15 protein-coding genes are annotated in these 14,206 nt (G+C 57.4%); 12 read left to right on the top strand and 3 right to left on the bottom strand.

All coding sequences use genetic code 11. The annotated features are described in order from the left end of the window. Positions 1 to 114: 114 nt before the first annotated feature. Positions 115 to 1,167, bottom strand: a complete 1,053-nt coding sequence (locus K5D32_RS22110; RefSeq protein ID WP_221601828.1) for an NAD(P)-dependent alcohol dehydrogenase — start codon at positions 1,165 to 1,167, stop codon at positions 115 to 117. Between the two features lie 177 nt (positions 1,168 to 1,344). Between K5D32_RS22110 and K5D32_RS22105 the strand changes: the two genes are divergently transcribed. Next, positions 1,345 to 2,250: an AraC family transcriptional regulator gene (locus K5D32_RS22105; protein ID WP_221601827.1), complete on the top strand. Its 906-nt coding sequence runs from the start codon at positions 1,345 to 1,347 to the stop codon at positions 2,248 to 2,250. 86 nt (positions 2,251 to 2,336) lie between these two features. On the opposite strand, the gene K5D32_RS22100 is transcribed toward K5D32_RS22105, so the two are convergent. After that, entirely contained in the window at positions 2,337 to 3,992 is a 1,656-nt protein-coding gene (locus K5D32_RS22100) for an electron transfer flavoprotein-ubiquinone oxidoreductase (RefSeq protein WP_221594539.1), read from the bottom strand. 519 nt (positions 3,993 to 4,511) lie between these two features. Between K5D32_RS22100 and K5D32_RS22095 the strand changes: the two genes are divergently transcribed. From K5D32_RS22095 to K5D32_RS22055, 9 genes are all read left to right on the top strand, one after another. Next, positions 4,512 to 5,261, top strand: a complete 750-nt coding sequence (locus K5D32_RS22095) for an electron transfer flavoprotein subunit beta/FixA family protein (RefSeq protein WP_221575978.1) — start codon at positions 4,512 to 4,514, stop codon at positions 5,259 to 5,261. Then, a complete protein-coding gene (locus K5D32_RS22090; RefSeq protein WP_221575977.1) occupies positions 5,262 to 6,191 on the top strand; it encodes an electron transfer flavoprotein subunit alpha/FixB family protein in 930 nt (309 codons plus the stop codon). 104 nt (positions 6,192 to 6,295) lie between these two features. Beyond that, entirely contained in the window at positions 6,296 to 7,126 is an 831-nt protein-coding gene (locus K5D32_RS22085) for an ABC transporter substrate-binding protein (protein ID WP_221575976.1), read from the top strand. 10 nt (positions 7,127 to 7,136) lie between these two features. Next, the gene (locus K5D32_RS22080) at positions 7,137 to 7,490 is read left to right on the top strand and encodes a DUF4398 domain-containing protein (RefSeq protein ID WP_221575975.1); all 354 of its coding nucleotides are present in this window, start codon (positions 7,137 to 7,139) and stop codon (positions 7,488 to 7,490) included. After that, a complete protein-coding gene (locus K5D32_RS22075; RefSeq protein ID WP_025260642.1) occupies positions 7,487 to 8,302 on the top strand; it encodes an OmpA family protein in 816 nt (271 codons plus the stop codon). The genes K5D32_RS22080 and K5D32_RS22075 overlap by 4 nt, the downstream gene beginning before the upstream one ends. A 219-nt stretch (positions 8,303 to 8,521) precedes the next feature. Beyond that, positions 8,522 to 9,961 (top strand): PLP-dependent aminotransferase family protein, encoded by a 1,440-nt coding sequence (locus K5D32_RS22070; RefSeq protein ID WP_025260641.1) that lies wholly within the window; start codon positions 8,522 to 8,524, stop codon positions 9,959 to 9,961. Positions 9,962 to 10,060: 99 nt separating this feature from the next. Continuing rightward, positions 10,061 to 10,711, top strand: a complete 651-nt coding sequence (locus tag K5D32_RS22065) for a translation initiation factor 2 (RefSeq protein WP_221601826.1) — start codon at positions 10,061 to 10,063, stop codon at positions 10,709 to 10,711. Between the two features lie 90 nt (positions 10,712 to 10,801). Continuing rightward, positions 10,802 to 11,059 (top strand): YkgJ family cysteine cluster protein, encoded by a 258-nt coding sequence (locus tag K5D32_RS22060; protein WP_221575974.1) that lies wholly within the window; start codon positions 10,802 to 10,804, stop codon positions 11,057 to 11,059. A gap of 85 nt (positions 11,060 to 11,144) precedes the next feature. Next, on the top strand, positions 11,145 to 11,750 hold the full coding sequence (locus K5D32_RS22055) for an START domain-containing protein (RefSeq protein WP_025260638.1): 606 nt from the start codon (positions 11,145 to 11,147) through the stop codon (positions 11,748 to 11,750). Between the two features lie 64 nt (positions 11,751 to 11,814). Here K5D32_RS22055 and gltA read toward each other — a convergent pair whose 3' ends face one another. Next, the gene (gltA, locus tag K5D32_RS22050) at positions 11,815 to 13,104 is read right to left on the bottom strand and encodes a citrate synthase (protein ID WP_025260637.1); all 1,290 of its coding nucleotides are present in this window, start codon (positions 13,102 to 13,104) and stop codon (positions 11,815 to 11,817) included. 364 nt (positions 13,105 to 13,468) lie between these two features. Here gltA and sdhC point away from each other — a divergent pair, with 364 nt between their 5' ends. After that, complete coding sequence (gene sdhC, locus K5D32_RS22045; protein ID WP_025260636.1) at positions 13,469 to 13,843, top strand: succinate dehydrogenase, cytochrome b556 subunit; 375 nt, start codon at positions 13,469 to 13,471, stop codon at positions 13,841 to 13,843. Then, positions 13,837 to 14,205 (top strand): succinate dehydrogenase, hydrophobic membrane anchor protein, encoded by a 369-nt coding sequence (gene sdhD, locus K5D32_RS22040; RefSeq protein ID WP_025260635.1) that lies wholly within the window; start codon positions 13,837 to 13,839, stop codon positions 14,203 to 14,205. The genes sdhC and sdhD overlap by 7 nt, the downstream gene beginning before the upstream one ends. Position 14,206 lies beyond the last annotated feature (1 nt).

Genomic DNA, 14,206 nt, shown 5'->3' with positions numbered 1-14,206 from the left:
GCAACCGGGTAGCGGTGTTCAAAAGCAAAGCGGGTTGACAGTGGGGGCGAGTCCATACATAGGAGCGAATTTATTCGCGAATAGGGTTCGCGAATGAATTCGCTCCTACGGGGGTTACGCTTTCAGGGTCGCCATATCAATCACGAAGCGGTACTTCACGTCACCCGCCAGCATGCGCTCGTAGGCCTCGTTGATATTGCGGATATCCAGCATTTCGATATCGCAGGTAATGTCGTTTGCCGCGCAGAAGTCCAGCACTTCCTGGGTTTCTGCTATTCCGCCGATCAGCGAGCCTGCGATCACGCGACGTTTCATGACCAGATGGGCGGCGTGGATTGGCGGCTCTACCGGCTCGATCAGGCCGACCAGAATATGCACGCCGTCAAAGCTCAGGGTTTCCAGGTAGGGGTTCAGGTCGTGCTGCACAGGAATGGTGTCCAGCAGGAAGTCGAAGCGACCTGCGGCGGCTTTCATCTGTTCGGCGTCGGTGGAGACGATCACATGATCGGCACCCTGACGGCGAGCTTCCTGGGCTTTTGAGGCCGAGCGGGTGAAGAGGGTGACTTCAGCGCCCATGGCCTTGGCGAACTTGATGCCCATATGGCCCAGGCCGCCCATGCCGAGAATCCCGACCTTGTCGCCGGCCTTGACGCCATAGTGCTTGAGGGGCGAGTAGGTGGTGATACCGGCGCAGAGAATCGGTGCGGCAGCAGCCAGGTCGAGTTTTTCCGGGATGCTGACCACGAACTCTTCGCGAACCACAATGCTGTTGGAATAGCCGCCCATGGTGTTGCTGCCGTCCACGCGATCAGGAGTGGCGTAGGTCATGGTCGGACCTTCCAGGCAATACTGCTCCAGATTCGACTGACAGGCCGAGCACTGTTGGCAGGAGTCGACCATACAGCCGACGCCCACCAGATCGCCCACTTTGTATTTGCCAGCGTTCGGGCCGGTGGCCGTGACCTTGCCGACAATCTCGTGGCCCGGCATCAGCGGGTAAACAGCGATGCCCCACTCGTTGCGTGCCTGGTGAATGTCGGAGTGGCAGACGCCGCAATAAAGGATCTCGATGGCGACGTCGTTGGCCCGCAGGCTGCGACGTTCAAAGGTCATGGGGGCGAGGGGCGCGGTGGCTGACTGGGCGGCGTAACCGATGGCTTTGTACATGGTGTTCCTCGCGGATCAAGGGTGAATAGTGGTGGCTATTTTCCGGGGACGGGCCGCTGAAGGCCATGAGCATTCCTCCGCGAGTCGTGCCTATTCCTCCGGATATGTTGGATCAGGCATGGCTGCAACGCTGATATCTGCGATGATGCGCATGTCTGATTCTCTACCCGGTGCTTCATGTCGCTACCTCATCCAGCAGATACCAATGCCACCCTTGTTTCCCTGATAAAGCCTCTGGCTACGCGCCCCGGATTCGTGCCGACGCTGTTGCCGGAGGTCAAGGTCGTCTCGGCTTATGAGTATGTGGCCAGCAGCCCGCAGATTTATGAGCCGAGCCTGATGATCGTCGCTCAGGGCGGCAAATTGGCCAGCCTGGGGTCGCGCACGCTGGATTACGGTGCCGGGCATTATCTGGTGCAGGCGCTTTCCGTGCCGTTCATGTGTGAAACCTTTGCCACGCCGCAAGCGCCGTTGCTCGGCGTTTCGGTGGCGATTGACCGGGTTGTGCTGGGCGAACTGGTGCAGTTGATGGGGCCGGTGCCTGATCACACCATCGAGGCGCAAACGCCGGAGTCCATGACCTCCGCGGTGCTGGATGCGTCAATGCGCGAGAGTGTCGAGCGATTGCTGCGCTGCCTGCATGATCCGCTGGATTGCCACGTCATGGGGCAGTCACGGTTACGGGAAGTGCTCTATGCGGCCCTGCGCGGCCCTCAGGCGGGTGTGTTGCGGGCGCTGGTTGCGCAGCAGAGCCATTTCGCCCGTGTCGCAGCGTCTCTGGCTTATCTGCACAGCCATTATGCCGAGCCTTTGAATATCGACATCCTGGCACGTCAGGCAAACATGAGCGCCTCGACCTTTCATGAGCATTTCAAGCGCAGCACCTTGCTGTCGCCAGTGCAGTACCTCAAACGCCTGCGCCTGCTCAAGGCCCAGCACATGCTGGTCGCCCAGGGCATGGGCGTGGCCCAGGTCGCGCACGCTGTCGGCTACCAGAGCACATCCCAGTTCAGCCGCGAATACAAACGCTACTTCGAGCGCAGCCCCGTCGAAGAAAGCACCTACCTGCGCATCCCCGCATAAACAAAAAAGCCCCCGAAGGGGGCTCTCTTGCAGCTTACCGCTTACAACTTGCAGCTTACCGCTTACAACTTGCAGCTTGTTGTTCCCTACATATTAGGATAAGTCGGCCCGCCAGCCCCTTCCGGCGTCACCCAGGTAATGTTCTGTGCAGGGTCCTTGATGTCGCAGGTCTTGCAGTGAACACAGTTCTGGGCGTTGATCTGGAAGCGTTTCTCGCCATCTTCCTGGGTAATCACTTCATAGACGCCAGCCGGGCAGTAGCGCTGGGCAGGTTCGTCATAGAGCGGCAGGTTGCTGGTGATCGGGATGCTCGGATCGGTCAGCTTCAGGTGGCAAGGTTGTTCCTCTTCATGGTTGGTGCTGGAGAGGAATACCGAGCTGAGCTTGTCGAAGCTGAGCTTGCCGTCGGGTTTCGGGTAGTCGATCTTCTTCGAGTCGGCAGCCAGCTTGAGGCAGGCGTAGTCCGGCTTGGTATCGTGCAGGGTGAACGGGATCTTGCCGCCGAAAATATTCTGGTCGATGAAGTTGAACGCGCCACCCACGACTGTGCCGAACTTGTGCAGCGCCGCGCCGAAGTTGCGGCTGGCGAACAGTTCTTCATGCAGCCAGCTGGCCTTGAAGGCGTCGACGTAAGAGGTCAGCACATCGCCGCCTTCCTTGCCGGCGAGCAGGGCGTCGGCTACGGATTCCGCAGCCAGCATGCCGGACTTCATGGCGGTGTGGCTGCCCTTGATCTTGGCGAAGTTCAGGGTGCCGAGGTCGCAACCGATCAGTGCGCCGCCTGCGAAAACCATCTTCGGCAGGGAGTTCAGGCCGCCCTTGCAGATGGCGCGGGCGCCGTAGCTGATGCGTTTGCCGCCTTCCAGGTACTGCTTGATGACCGGATGGTGCTTGTAACGCTGGAATTCGTCGAAAGGCGACAGGTAAGGGTTGCTGTAGGACAGGTCGACGATCAGGCCGACGACCACCTGATTGTTTTCCAGGTGATACAGGAAAGAGCCGCCCATGTTCTCGTCGTCCAGCGGCCAGCCAGCGGTATGCACCACCAGGCCTTGCTCGTGCTTCGCCGGATCGACTTCCCAGATTTCCTTCAGGCCGATGCCGTAGTGCTGGGCATCGGCTTCGCTGTCGAGGTTGAAGCGTTCGATCAGTTGCTTGCCGATATGGCCGCGGCAGCCTTCGGCGAACAGGGTGTACTTGCCGCGCAGTTCCATGCCGGGCGTGTACAGGCCTTCTTTCGGATTGCCTTCGCGATCAACACCCAGGTCGCCGGTCACGATCCCGCGCACTACGCCGTTTTCGTCGATCAAGGCTTCCTGGGCGGCAAAGCCCGGATAGATCTCGACACCCAGGTTTTCGGCCTGCTGGGCGAGCCAGCGGCACAGGTTGCCCAGGGAAATGATGTAGTTGCCCTGGTTGTGCATGGTCTTGGGCACGAACAGGTCCGGTACTTTCACGGACTTTTCGGCGCTGCGCAGCATATAGATGTCATCACGCTTGACCGGCGTGTTGAGCGGCGCGCCAAGTTCTTGCCAGTTCGGGAAGAGCTCGTTCAGGGCGCGAGGTTCGAATACCGCGCCGGACAGAATATGTGCGCCGACTTCGGAGCCTTTTTCTACCACGCAGACGCTGATTTCCTGGCCCGCTTCGGCTGCCTTCTGTTTAAGGCGGCACGCGGCAGAAAGCCCGGAAGGGCCGGCTCCGACGATGACGACGTCGAATTCCATGTATTCGCGTTCCACAGGCTATCTCCTACTCTCAAGGCTCACGGTATTTTTTTATATGAAGCGTACAGGCCGACGTGCGGAGGCGTGAGATGCCTGCCCGTCTTTATTAAGGAGCGCATTATATCTACACCACTTTGCAGGTCCAATACAAACGTTCGTTTGAATTGGCCGCAGGCCAGATAAATCAAAGACGCGAGACTCAGGACTGGCCGATCTGTCGTATTGACCGGAAAAGGCGTTGCGGTCAAGATACGGGCGGTTTTGCGCTCGCCGTAGGCTGAAGCGAGGTTCAATGAAACCTCCGAAAAGGTATCAGGTGAGCGTAGTGCAGGCAGTCCGGCCATCGCGCGCGGCGCATTTTACACACCCTTGAGGCGCTTGATGGGTGTGATCTGGCCTTGTATACGGTTTTTTGGCGGCTGTTCTGATAAACAGCCCCGATGCCTGCACTGAAGCGATTGCTTGTTGAGGACACACCTATCGATCGCCTGGTCATGCCGGGCGACTTTCTTTTCACCGGAGAGTGAGGAATCCATGAAGGTTCTTGTAGCTGTCAAACGAGTGGTCGACTACAACGTCAAGGTTCGCGTCAAGGCGGACAACTCCGGCGTCGATCTTGCCAACGTCAAAATGTCCATGAACCCCTTCTGCGAAATTGCTGTGGAAGAGGCTGTCCGCCTGAAAGAAAAGGGCGTGGCCAGCGAAATCGTCGTGGTCACCATCGGCCCGACCACGGCCCAGGAGCAACTGCGTACTGCCTTGGCGCTGGGTGCCGACCGTGCCGTGCTGGTCGAGTCCGCCGAGGACCTGACTTCCCTGGCCGTGGCCAAGCTGCTCAAGGCTGTGGTCGACAAGGAGCAGCCACAACTGGTGATCCTGGGCAAGCAGGCCATCGACAGCGATAACAATCAGACTGGCCAGATGCTGGCTGCCCTGAGCGGTTACCCGCAAGGCACCTTTGCTTCCAAGGTCGAAGTGTCGGGCGACAAGGTTGCCGTGACCCGCGAAATCGACGGTGGTCTGCAAACCGTATCCCTGAGCCTGCCGGCTATCGTGACCACAGACCTGCGTCTGAACGAGCCACGTTATGCTTCGCTGCCCAACATCATGAAGGCCAAGAAAAAGCCGCTTGAAACGCTGACCCCGGATGTACTGGGCGTCTCCACGGCCTCGACCAACAAGACTGTCAAGGTTGAAGCGCCGGCAGCACGTAGCGCCGGTATCAAAGTGAAGTCGGTGGCCGAACTGGTCGAAAAACTGAAAACCGAAGCGAAGGTAATCTAAATGACGATCCTGGTTATCGCTGAACATGACAATGCAGCTGTGGCTCCAGCCACGCTGAACACCATTGCCGCTGCCCAGAAGATCGGTGGCGATATCAATGTCCTGGTGGCCGGTTCCGGCGTGAGCGCTGTCGCCGCAGCTGCTGCCAGAATCGCGGGCGTTGCCAAGGTACTGGTTGCCGACAATGCTGCCTACGCGCATCAGTTGCCGGAAAACGTAGCACCGCTGGTTGTCGAGCTGGCAGCTGGTTATAGCCATGTTCTGGCGGCCGCGACCTCCAATGGCAAAAACATCCTGCCTCGCGTTGCAGCACAGCTGGATGTGGATCAGATTTCCGAAATCGTTTCGGTTGAATCGGCTGACACCTTCAAGCGTCCGATCTATGCCGGTAACGCCATCGCCACTGTGCAGTCGAGTGCGTCGGTCAAGGTCATCACCGTCCGTGCGACCGGTTTCGATCCGGTTGCTGCAGAAGGTGGTTCGGCTGCGGTCGAAGCGGTCTCCGCTGCTCATGATGCAGGCAAATCGTCCTTCGTTGGCGAAGAGCTGGCCAAGTCCGATCGCCCAGAATTGACCGCTGCCAAAATCGTCGTTTCCGGCGGTCGCGGCATGCAGAACGGCGACAACTTCAAGCACCTGTATGCCCTGGCGGACAAGCTGGGTGCAGCAGTGGGCGCATCCCGCGCTGCGGTCGATGCCGGTTTCGTGCCCAACGACATGCAGGTCGGCCAGACCGGCAAGATCGTTGCCCCTCAGTTGTACATCGCGGTGGGTATTTCCGGCGCGATCCAGCATCTGGCTGGCATGAAAGACTCCAAAGTGATCGTCGCGATCAACAAGGACGAAGAGGCACCGATCTTCCAGGTAGCCGATTACGGTCTGGTTGCGGATCTGTTCGAAGCTGTTCCTGAGCTGGAAAAGCTGGTTTAAACCGGCTGTCGAGAACCCGTTCAATCCGGCTGTGCACGCCTGTCTGTGACAGGGCGCGTGGCTTGAGTGAACGGGTTTTTTGTTGTGTTGAAAAAGGATTATCCATGGGTCAGCCAAGGCTGTGTGTGGCTTCGCTTCTTCTGGGGTTGATGGTGCTGCCGTCGTTTGTATCTGCAGCGGGCAAGTGCGAGCGACTGATCGTCACCGGCAGCCCGGATGCGCCGCCTTACCTGTGGCGCGATCCGCAGGACCCAAGGCACTTGATGGGTGCCAATGCCGACCTGCTCAGGCAGGCGGCCGATTCTCTGGATCTGGATGTCGAGTTTCTGTATGCGGGCAAGCGCAGCCAGGCGCTGGAAGAGGCGCGTACCGGTCGCATGGACATGCTGGTCGATGCGCCGCTGAATCAGGCTCAGCTTGATTCGTTCGACTATATCCAGCCGCCAATCACCCACAATGAAATCCTGGTCTGGACCCGTCACGATCGTGCCTTGCCCTTCAGTTCTCTCACCGACCTGCACGGGCGGTCGGGCGCTATCCCTGAAAGGACTCGTCTGACCCAGTCATTCGAGGCAGCGACTAAAGAGCACCTGACGCTGGAGCGCTTGCCCAATCTGACCCTGGCCTTTCAGAAACTGGCGTTGGGGCAGGTCGAATATGTACTGGCTGGACGCTATGCAGGCATGGTCATGATGCAGACGCTTGGCTTGTCGTCCGATCTTGTCGCTCAGCCTGAACCCCTTGATAAACCGGGTCTGTATCTGGCGTTATCGGCGAATTCGGCCTGCAACGATCCATGGTTGCGCGGACAGTTGGTGAAAAAGATGACAGAATTGGCGGCTTCGGGCCTTGCGGGTGAAGCCATCCAGCGCAATCTGGATGTGTGGAAAGCCCAGTTGCTGCAACCTGCCAGCACCAGCGCCCCAAACAAGTAGGAATGTTTTTGTGAGTATTCGCCCTTTAATTGCATTCATGGCTATCGCCACGTTGGTCGGTTGTGCCAGCGATCCGGCACCGACCGAACAGTTCAAGCTGACCGAGCAGGCTCTGGAGCAGGCCAAGGCCGTCGGCGCCAACGATGAGCAGCCCGAGCTGGTCAATGCGCAATCCGCATTTGCCCAGGCACGTGCCGACATGGCCGATAAATCCTACAAGGATGCGCGCATGAACGCCGAGCGTGCCGAGCTTGATGCGCGCCTGGCGGAAGCGCGGGTATTGACCCTGAAAAGTCAGGAGCAGATCAATCAGTTGAATGTTCGCCTCAATCGTCTGCGCAAACAGTTGGGGGAAGCTCAATGAACCGTGTTACCCGTGTATTGAGCGGATGCCTTTTGCTGGGCGTTGCAGGCTTGTCTGGTTGTGCGAGTCATCAGGACAGTGAGCAGGCGCTGCGTCAGGCCGGTACAGATTTTCAGAAAGTGAAAGAAGACCCGAATGTACTGCGCAGTGCGCCCAAGGACGTGATCCGTTCAGGTGAATCGCTGGCGAGGGCAGAGCGCCTGTCGAGTTATCTTGGCAGCGGAGCCGATGTCAGTCATTACGCTTACCTGAGTACCCGGTACAGCGAGATTGCCCGTGAGCACAGCAACCTGATGCTGGCCCAGGAACAACTGGCCAAACTGGAGATGGAGCGTCAACGCCTGCAACTGGCGTTGCGCGAGGCCAAGCTGGCCAGTGCGCAGCAGCATGGCAAGTGGCTGGAAGATCAGATACTCAGCCTTGCGACCACTCAGACCGACCGTGGTCTGGTCATGACCCTGGGCGATGTGCTGTTCGATCCGGGTCATGCCGAACTGAAAAGCTCTGCCAATCGCACGGTGCTCAAAGTCGTACAGTTCCTGTTGCTCAATCCTCGCCGCACGGTAAGGATCGAAGGCTACACCGACAGTACCGGTGACCGGCAGGAAAACCTGAAACTGTCCCGTGATCGCGCACAGTCGGTCGCCGATGTGCTGATCGACCTGGGTGTTGACGACAAGCGCATTCAGGTGGAGGGTTATGGTCAGCAATATCCGGTCGATGTGAATGCCTCCGAGCGTGGGCGAGCACAAAATCGTCGTGTAGAAATCGTCTTTTCCGACGACAAGGGCCAGCTAGGCGCTGCCCGGTAAGCAAAAATCTGAAAAAAAGCCCGGCGTCGGAAACGGCTCCGGGTTTTTTTTGGCTTAAAAAGCCGTGAACTTGGCATCTTTACCTGACAATATTTCTTGTCAGAGCGCACAATGATGGGCCTGAAGAGAAACTGTCCCCGTACACTTTTCGACTGTTCCGGTCTTTAGGCTATCATCTCCCCTACAAAAACAAATTGCGGGTCGGTTCGAGGCTGTGTCATGACCAATCTTTTGCTTTATCAACGCATCGCTCAGCAGTTGGCGGAAGACATCCGTCGGGGCGTCTATCAGCCCGGCGAGCGTGTGCCATCGGTCCGCAAAATGAGCTCGCAGCTCAATGTCAGCCATGCAACGGTATTGCAGGCCTACGCCAATCTTGAAGATCAAGGCCTGATCCGGGCTCGCCCGCAATCCGGGTATTACGTGCATCAGACACCTGCGCTGACGGCATCGACGCCGGATATTGCGCGAGTGGAGCGTCCAGGTCTGGTGACCCGTAGCAGCATCATCCAGCAGGTGCTTGAAGAATCTCGTCGTGAAGGTGTGTTTGCCCTCGGGGCGGCGGTGCCGCACGTGGATTATCTGCCGGTCCGCGCCCTGCATCAGCAATTGGCCAAAGTGACGCGCTTTCACAGCCCTCGTGCATTCAGTTACATGTTCAGCCCCGGTTTTGAGCCATTGCGCAGACAGGTTGCCATCCGCATGCGTGATGCGGGCGTTGTGGTAGATCCTTATGAAGTGGTGATTACCCACGGTTGCGTCGATGCTCTGCAAATGGCCCTGCGGGTGCTGACGCAGCCTGGCGACCTGATCGCGGCCGAGTCACCGGCTTATTACGGCCTGCTGCAACTGGCGGATCTGCTGGGGCTCAAGGTCATCGAGATTCCCAGTGACCCATCGACGGGCATCAGTCTGGAAGCTCTGCAGTTGGCAGCCAACCAGTGGTCGATCAAGGCTCTGGTGCTGACCGCCCGCTTGAGTAATCCGCTGGGTGGCACCATGCCGGAAGAGCGGCAGAAGAATCTGCTGCGACTGGCATCGGACTTTGATATCCAGATCGTCGAAGACGATGTGTACGGCGAACTGATGTTTGAAGTAGGGCGTACCAAGGCCTTGAAAGCCTTCGATCGCCTGGGTCGAGTGATTTATTGCTCCAGTTTTTCCAAGACCCTGTCGCCGGGTGTGCGCATCGGCTGGATGATTGCCGGGAAGTATCAGGCGGAAATCCAGCGCCTGCAGACCTTCAGTACTCATTCAGCCTGTAGCGTGACGCAGATGGCTATCGCGGCTTACCTGGAAAACGGTGGTTATGACCGGCATTTGCGTTTTATTCGTCTGGAGTATCGCAAGAATCTGAGTGCTTTCCAGTTGGCGGTGCAGCAGTTCTTCCCCGAGGGGACTCAGATGAGTCGTCCCGTGGGTGGCTTTATTCTCTGGGTCAGCCTGCCGGGGCGCGTCAATACCCAGGAATTGCATGTGCGGGCGCTGGAGCAGGGGATCAGTATCGCGCCGGGTCTTATTTTCAGTAATACAGAACAGTTCAATCACTGTATTCGTCTGAACTGTGGCATGCCCTGGAACCGTGAAGCGGAGCGTGCGCTGATGACATTGGGCATGCTGGCCAAACAATTGTGTCAAGAAACTGTGCCGGCTTATTGAGCGCACATGTTTTTTTGTCTGATCGCTGGAACTCTTGTCTTGTCAGGTGTGCCTCAAAGGGACAGCATGTGACCTCTATGCCTCAGCCATTTACTTATTATGAATAATGCGTTTCGTTGTCTCGGATTGTTCGTCGTTGTGTTGTTGAGCGCTTGCGACTCTCAAGACGCGCCGGTTCCAAAGCCGAAGGTTGAGGCTAGCGTGGCTGCGCCTGCTGCTCCCGCTATTCAGCCGCCAGCTGCCGCCGTCGAGCCGGCAGCGGCCAAACCTGCTGCGCCAGTGCATGAGTTGAAGCCTGGCGTCCCGGTTGTTCCTGTGGTTGCGGGTAAGGGGGAAGTAACGCCGCCGCGCCCTGTTTCTGTCGCTAAATCGCCTGCTTCCAGGGAGGCTGCGAAGGCTCCAGTGGCCAAGGCTGCTCCTGCTAAAGAGAAGGCCGTTGCTGCTACCGCCAGTCGCGAAAAGAGCAAGACGGCTAAAACTTCGGTCAAGGATGTCCGGCTGCCTCAGCCCAAGCTTGATTTGAGCCTGCCGCCAGAAATGGTCAAAGAGCTTTCTCCTCCTGCCAATGTCATCACTGCCAAGCGCAAGCCTTTGCTACCGCAGATGTTTGGCAGCAAGGGTTCATCATCTGATCCCAGTCCTTTCGAGCTCAATGGGCGCCTGCTGAGCAATGAAATGCAACTGCAAATGCGCAACGAAAGTCGTCGCGATATCGAAGGGGCCGCGCTGGATTTCAAATTCAAGCAGTAAGGCCCTCTTTCTCGTCTGATATGGCATTTTGAAACGTCCGTTTTAGCCGCTAAAATCTTCCTTTTAATATTCAGCAAGGGTGTCTTGGTCATGGACTGCCGCTCCGGTTGTGGTGCTTGCTGCATCGCTCCCTCCATTACTTCTCCCATTCCGGGCATGCCAGATGGCAAGCCGGCCGGAGAGCGTTGCCTGCATTTGTCTATCGAGTTGCTCTGTGGCCTGTTTGGCATGGCCGAGCGGCCTGCTGTGTGCAGTCAGTTCAAGGCGGCGGAAGATGTTTGTGGCGTGGATCAGGCCGAGGCTATTCGTCTGATTGGCTGGTGGGAAAAAGCAACTGCGGTTGCATGAGCTGCAACTGAGTCAGATGCAGTTGAATCAAGAGTGTCGCTGGGCGGAATTGCTTTATCAGAATATCAACAACAAGGAATAAACAATGAATACGCTGCATCGCATGGCTGTTGTCTGTGGGTTGACTGTGTTGCTGACAGGTGTGGCCCAGGCTGAAGATTGGCAGGTGGCCAAGGACGAGGAGGGGATCAAGGTCTCCCTGAGTGATGTGCCGGGCTCCAAATACAAGGCTTATCGCGGTGTGACGACCATCAATGCCAGTGTGGCCAAGCTGCGCGCCCTGCAGGAGGATGTTGTGGGGGCCTGCGCCTGGATTCATGAATGCCAGTCACAGAAGTTGCTCAAGCATGAAGGCAACAAGGCCTGGACCTACACGCGATTCAACACGCCATGGCCCGTAACGCCCCGTGATTCGATTCTGCTGATTACCAGCGAGGAGGGCGCAGATGGCAGCCTGACCCGCAATATCGATGAACAATCAAGCTATTTGCCTGAGGAAAAGGGCTTTGTGCGGGTCGCCGAGGTCAAGGGTTTCTGGAAGCTGGTGCCCAAAGGCCCGAATCTGACAGAAGTCACCTATCAGGTGCATACCGACCCGGGCGGCAGTGTACCGTCCTGGGTGGCCAACAAGTTTGTCGTGGATGCGCCGTTCAATACGCTGAAGGCGCTGAAGGAAAGGTCGCAGAAGTAGATTTTCTTTTGATCGCGCAATAAAAAAGGGCTGCCATTGGCAGCCCTTTTCATTGGCCGGTCGCTTACTTGCGATCTTCCAGTGGAACGATGTCGCGTGTCACGTTGCCGGTGTACAGCTGGCGTGGGCGGCCAATCTTGTACGGGCTGGAGAGCATTTCTTTCCAGTGCGAGATCCAGCCGACAGTCCGTGCCAGGGCGAAGATCACGGTGAACATGCTGGTTGGAATGCCGATGGCCTTCAGGATAATGCCCGAGTAAAAGTCGACGTTCGGGTACAGCGAGCGCTCGATGAAGTACGGATCGGTGAGGGCGATCTCTTCCAGGCGCATGGCCAGTTCGAGTTGTGGGTCATTGGTGATGCCCAGTTCGCGAAGTACTTCGTCACAGGTCTTTTTCATGACCGTAGCGCGTGGATCGCGGTTTTTATAGACGCGATGTCCGAAGCCCATCAGCTTGAACGGATCGTTCTTGTCCTTGGCCTTGGCGATGAACTTGTCGATGTTGGAAACATCGCCGATTTCATCGAGCATGGTCAGTACGGCTTCGTTGGCACCGCCGTGAGCCGGGCCCCAGAGTGCAGCGATACCGGCTGCGATACAGGCGAACGGGTTTGCACCCGACGAGCCGGCCATGCGCACGGTAGAGGTCGAAGCGTTCTGCTCGTGATCGGCATGCAGGATGAAGATCTTGTCCATGGCCTTGGCCAGCACCGGGCTGATCGGTTTGATCTCGCAAGGTGTGTTGAACATCATGTGCAGGAAGTTTTCGGCGTAGCTGAGGTCGTTACGCGGGTACATCATGGGTTGGCCCATGGAGTACTTGTAAACCATCGCTGCCAGGGTTGGCATCTTGGCGACCAGGCGTACTGCCGAGATTTCGCGGTGCTGCGGGTTATTGATGTCCAGCGAGTCGTGGTAGAACGCGGACAGGGCACCGACTACGCCACACATGACGGCCATCGGGTGGGCGTCGCGGCGGAATCCGTTGAAGAAGCTCTTGAGCTGCTCGTGGACCATGGTGTGGTTCTTGACCACGGCAACGAACTGGGCTTTCTGTTCGCTGGTTGGCAGTTCGCCGTTGAGCAGAAGGTAGCAGGTTTCCAGATAATCGGACTGTTCGGCCAGTTGCTCGATCGGATAACCGCGGTGCAGCAGAATGCCGTTATCACCATCAATGTAGGTGATCTTCGACTCGCAAGAGGCGGTCGACATGAATCCAGGGTCGAATGTGAAGCGGCCGGTGGCGGTAAGTCCGCGCACGTCGATCACGTCAGGACCCACGGTGCCGGTCAGTATGGGCAGCTCGACGGGGGCTGTGCCCTCGATGATCAACTGCGCTTTTTTGTCAGCCATGTGGCCTCCTATTTATGCTTCAAATCATCAGACAGGCCCCCCACGCAGGGCCCGCACCACTATAGTTAGATAAATTCTAAAGTCAATTTGCCTAAAGTCGTGTTCCGCAAGGCCTTTATGTCGATGTTTCTTCAAGCCATTGCTGCCGTTTACGCCTTTTATTCAATCCGCGCAATCCGCTATTGGCTGCAAGTATGCGCGTTGTCATTAGTTCCCTAACTGTCTATACTCGGCGTCCGACCGCCAAGGGCTTTTTGGCCCGTTTTGAGGGGGTTGTCACTTCCTGGGTGGTGGGTACCTGACCAGTGCACTTCCCAACAACTTGCCCTGATTGTTAGGGGCTCTTCAGTGTGAAAAAAAAGCCGTGAAAAGCCAACGACCTGTAAATCTAGACCTAAGGACCATCAAGCTCCCAGTCACTGCTTACACGTCCATCCTTCACCGTATCTCCGGTGTCATCCTCTTTGTCGGTATTGCAATCATGCTGTATGCAATGGACAAGTCGCTGGCCTCCGAAGAAACCTTCGGTGAAGTAAAAGCGTGTCTGACCAGCCCGCTGGCCAAGTTTGTAATCTGGGCGCTGCTGTCTGCCCTGCTGTATCACCTGGTGGCGGGTGTTCGTCACCTGATCATGGACGCGGGTGTCGGTGAAACGCTGGAAGGCGGGAAACTGGGCTCGAAAATCGTTATCGCCGTCTCCGTGGTGGTGATCATCCTGGCGGGAGTATGGATATGGTAACCAACGTCACTAACCTGTCGCGTTCGGGCCTCTATGACTGGATGGCGCAGCGCGTTTCAGCGGTCGTTCTCGCGGCTTATTTCATTTTCCTGATCGGCTACCTCGTCGCTCACCCTGGCCTGACCTATGCCCAGTGGCATGAGCTGTTCTCGCACAACGGGATGCGTATCTTCAGTCTGTTGGCCTTCGTTGCCCTTGGCGCTCACGCCTGGGTCGGCATGTGGACCATCGCGACCGACTACCTGACGCCAATGGCGCTGGGCAAGTCCGCGACTGCAGTTCGTTTTCTCTTCCAGGCAGTCAGCGGCGTTGCGATGTTCGCTTACTTCGTCTGGGGCGTGCAGATTCTTTGGGGTATCTGAT

The organism is Pseudomonas cichorii (assembly GCF_019719005.1).
GTDB lineage: Bacteria > Pseudomonadota > Gammaproteobacteria > Pseudomonadales > Pseudomonadaceae > Aquipseudomonas > Aquipseudomonas cichorii_E.
This window is presented reverse-complemented; position numbering and strand designations above follow the sequence as displayed.

Coding starts and splice junctions, on each gene's coding strand:
- K5D32_RS22065 (WP_221601826.1), top strand. CDS start 10,061: ATGAATAATGCGTTTCGTTGTCTCGGATTGTTCGTCGTTGTGTTGTTG.
- K5D32_RS22085 (WP_221575976.1), top strand. CDS start 6,296: ATGGGTCAGCCAAGGCTGTGTGTGGCTTCGCTTCTTCTGGGGTTGATG.
- K5D32_RS22090 (WP_221575977.1), top strand. CDS start 5,262: ATGACGATCCTGGTTATCGCTGAACATGACAATGCAGCTGTGGCTCCA.
- K5D32_RS22060 (WP_221575974.1), top strand. CDS start 10,802: ATGGACTGCCGCTCCGGTTGTGGTGCTTGCTGCATCGCTCCCTCCATT.
- K5D32_RS22055 (WP_025260638.1), top strand. CDS start 11,145: ATGAATACGCTGCATCGCATGGCTGTTGTCTGTGGGTTGACTGTGTTG.
- gltA (WP_025260637.1), bottom strand. CDS start 13,104: ATGGCTGACAAAAAAGCGCAGTTGATCATCGAGGGCACAGCCCCCGTC.
- K5D32_RS22075 (WP_025260642.1), top strand. CDS start 7,487: ATGAACCGTGTTACCCGTGTATTGAGCGGATGCCTTTTGCTGGGCGTT.
- K5D32_RS22095 (WP_221575978.1), top strand. CDS start 4,512: ATGAAGGTTCTTGTAGCTGTCAAACGAGTGGTCGACTACAACGTCAAG.
- K5D32_RS22070 (WP_025260641.1), top strand. CDS start 8,522: ATGACCAATCTTTTGCTTTATCAACGCATCGCTCAGCAGTTGGCGGAA.
- K5D32_RS22105 (WP_221601827.1), top strand. CDS start 1,345: ATGTCGCTACCTCATCCAGCAGATACCAATGCCACCCTTGTTTCCCTG.
- K5D32_RS22110 (WP_221601828.1), bottom strand. CDS start 1,167: ATGTACAAAGCCATCGGTTACGCCGCCCAGTCAGCCACCGCGCCCCTC.
- sdhD (WP_025260635.1), top strand. CDS start 13,837: ATGGTAACCAACGTCACTAACCTGTCGCGTTCGGGCCTCTATGACTGG.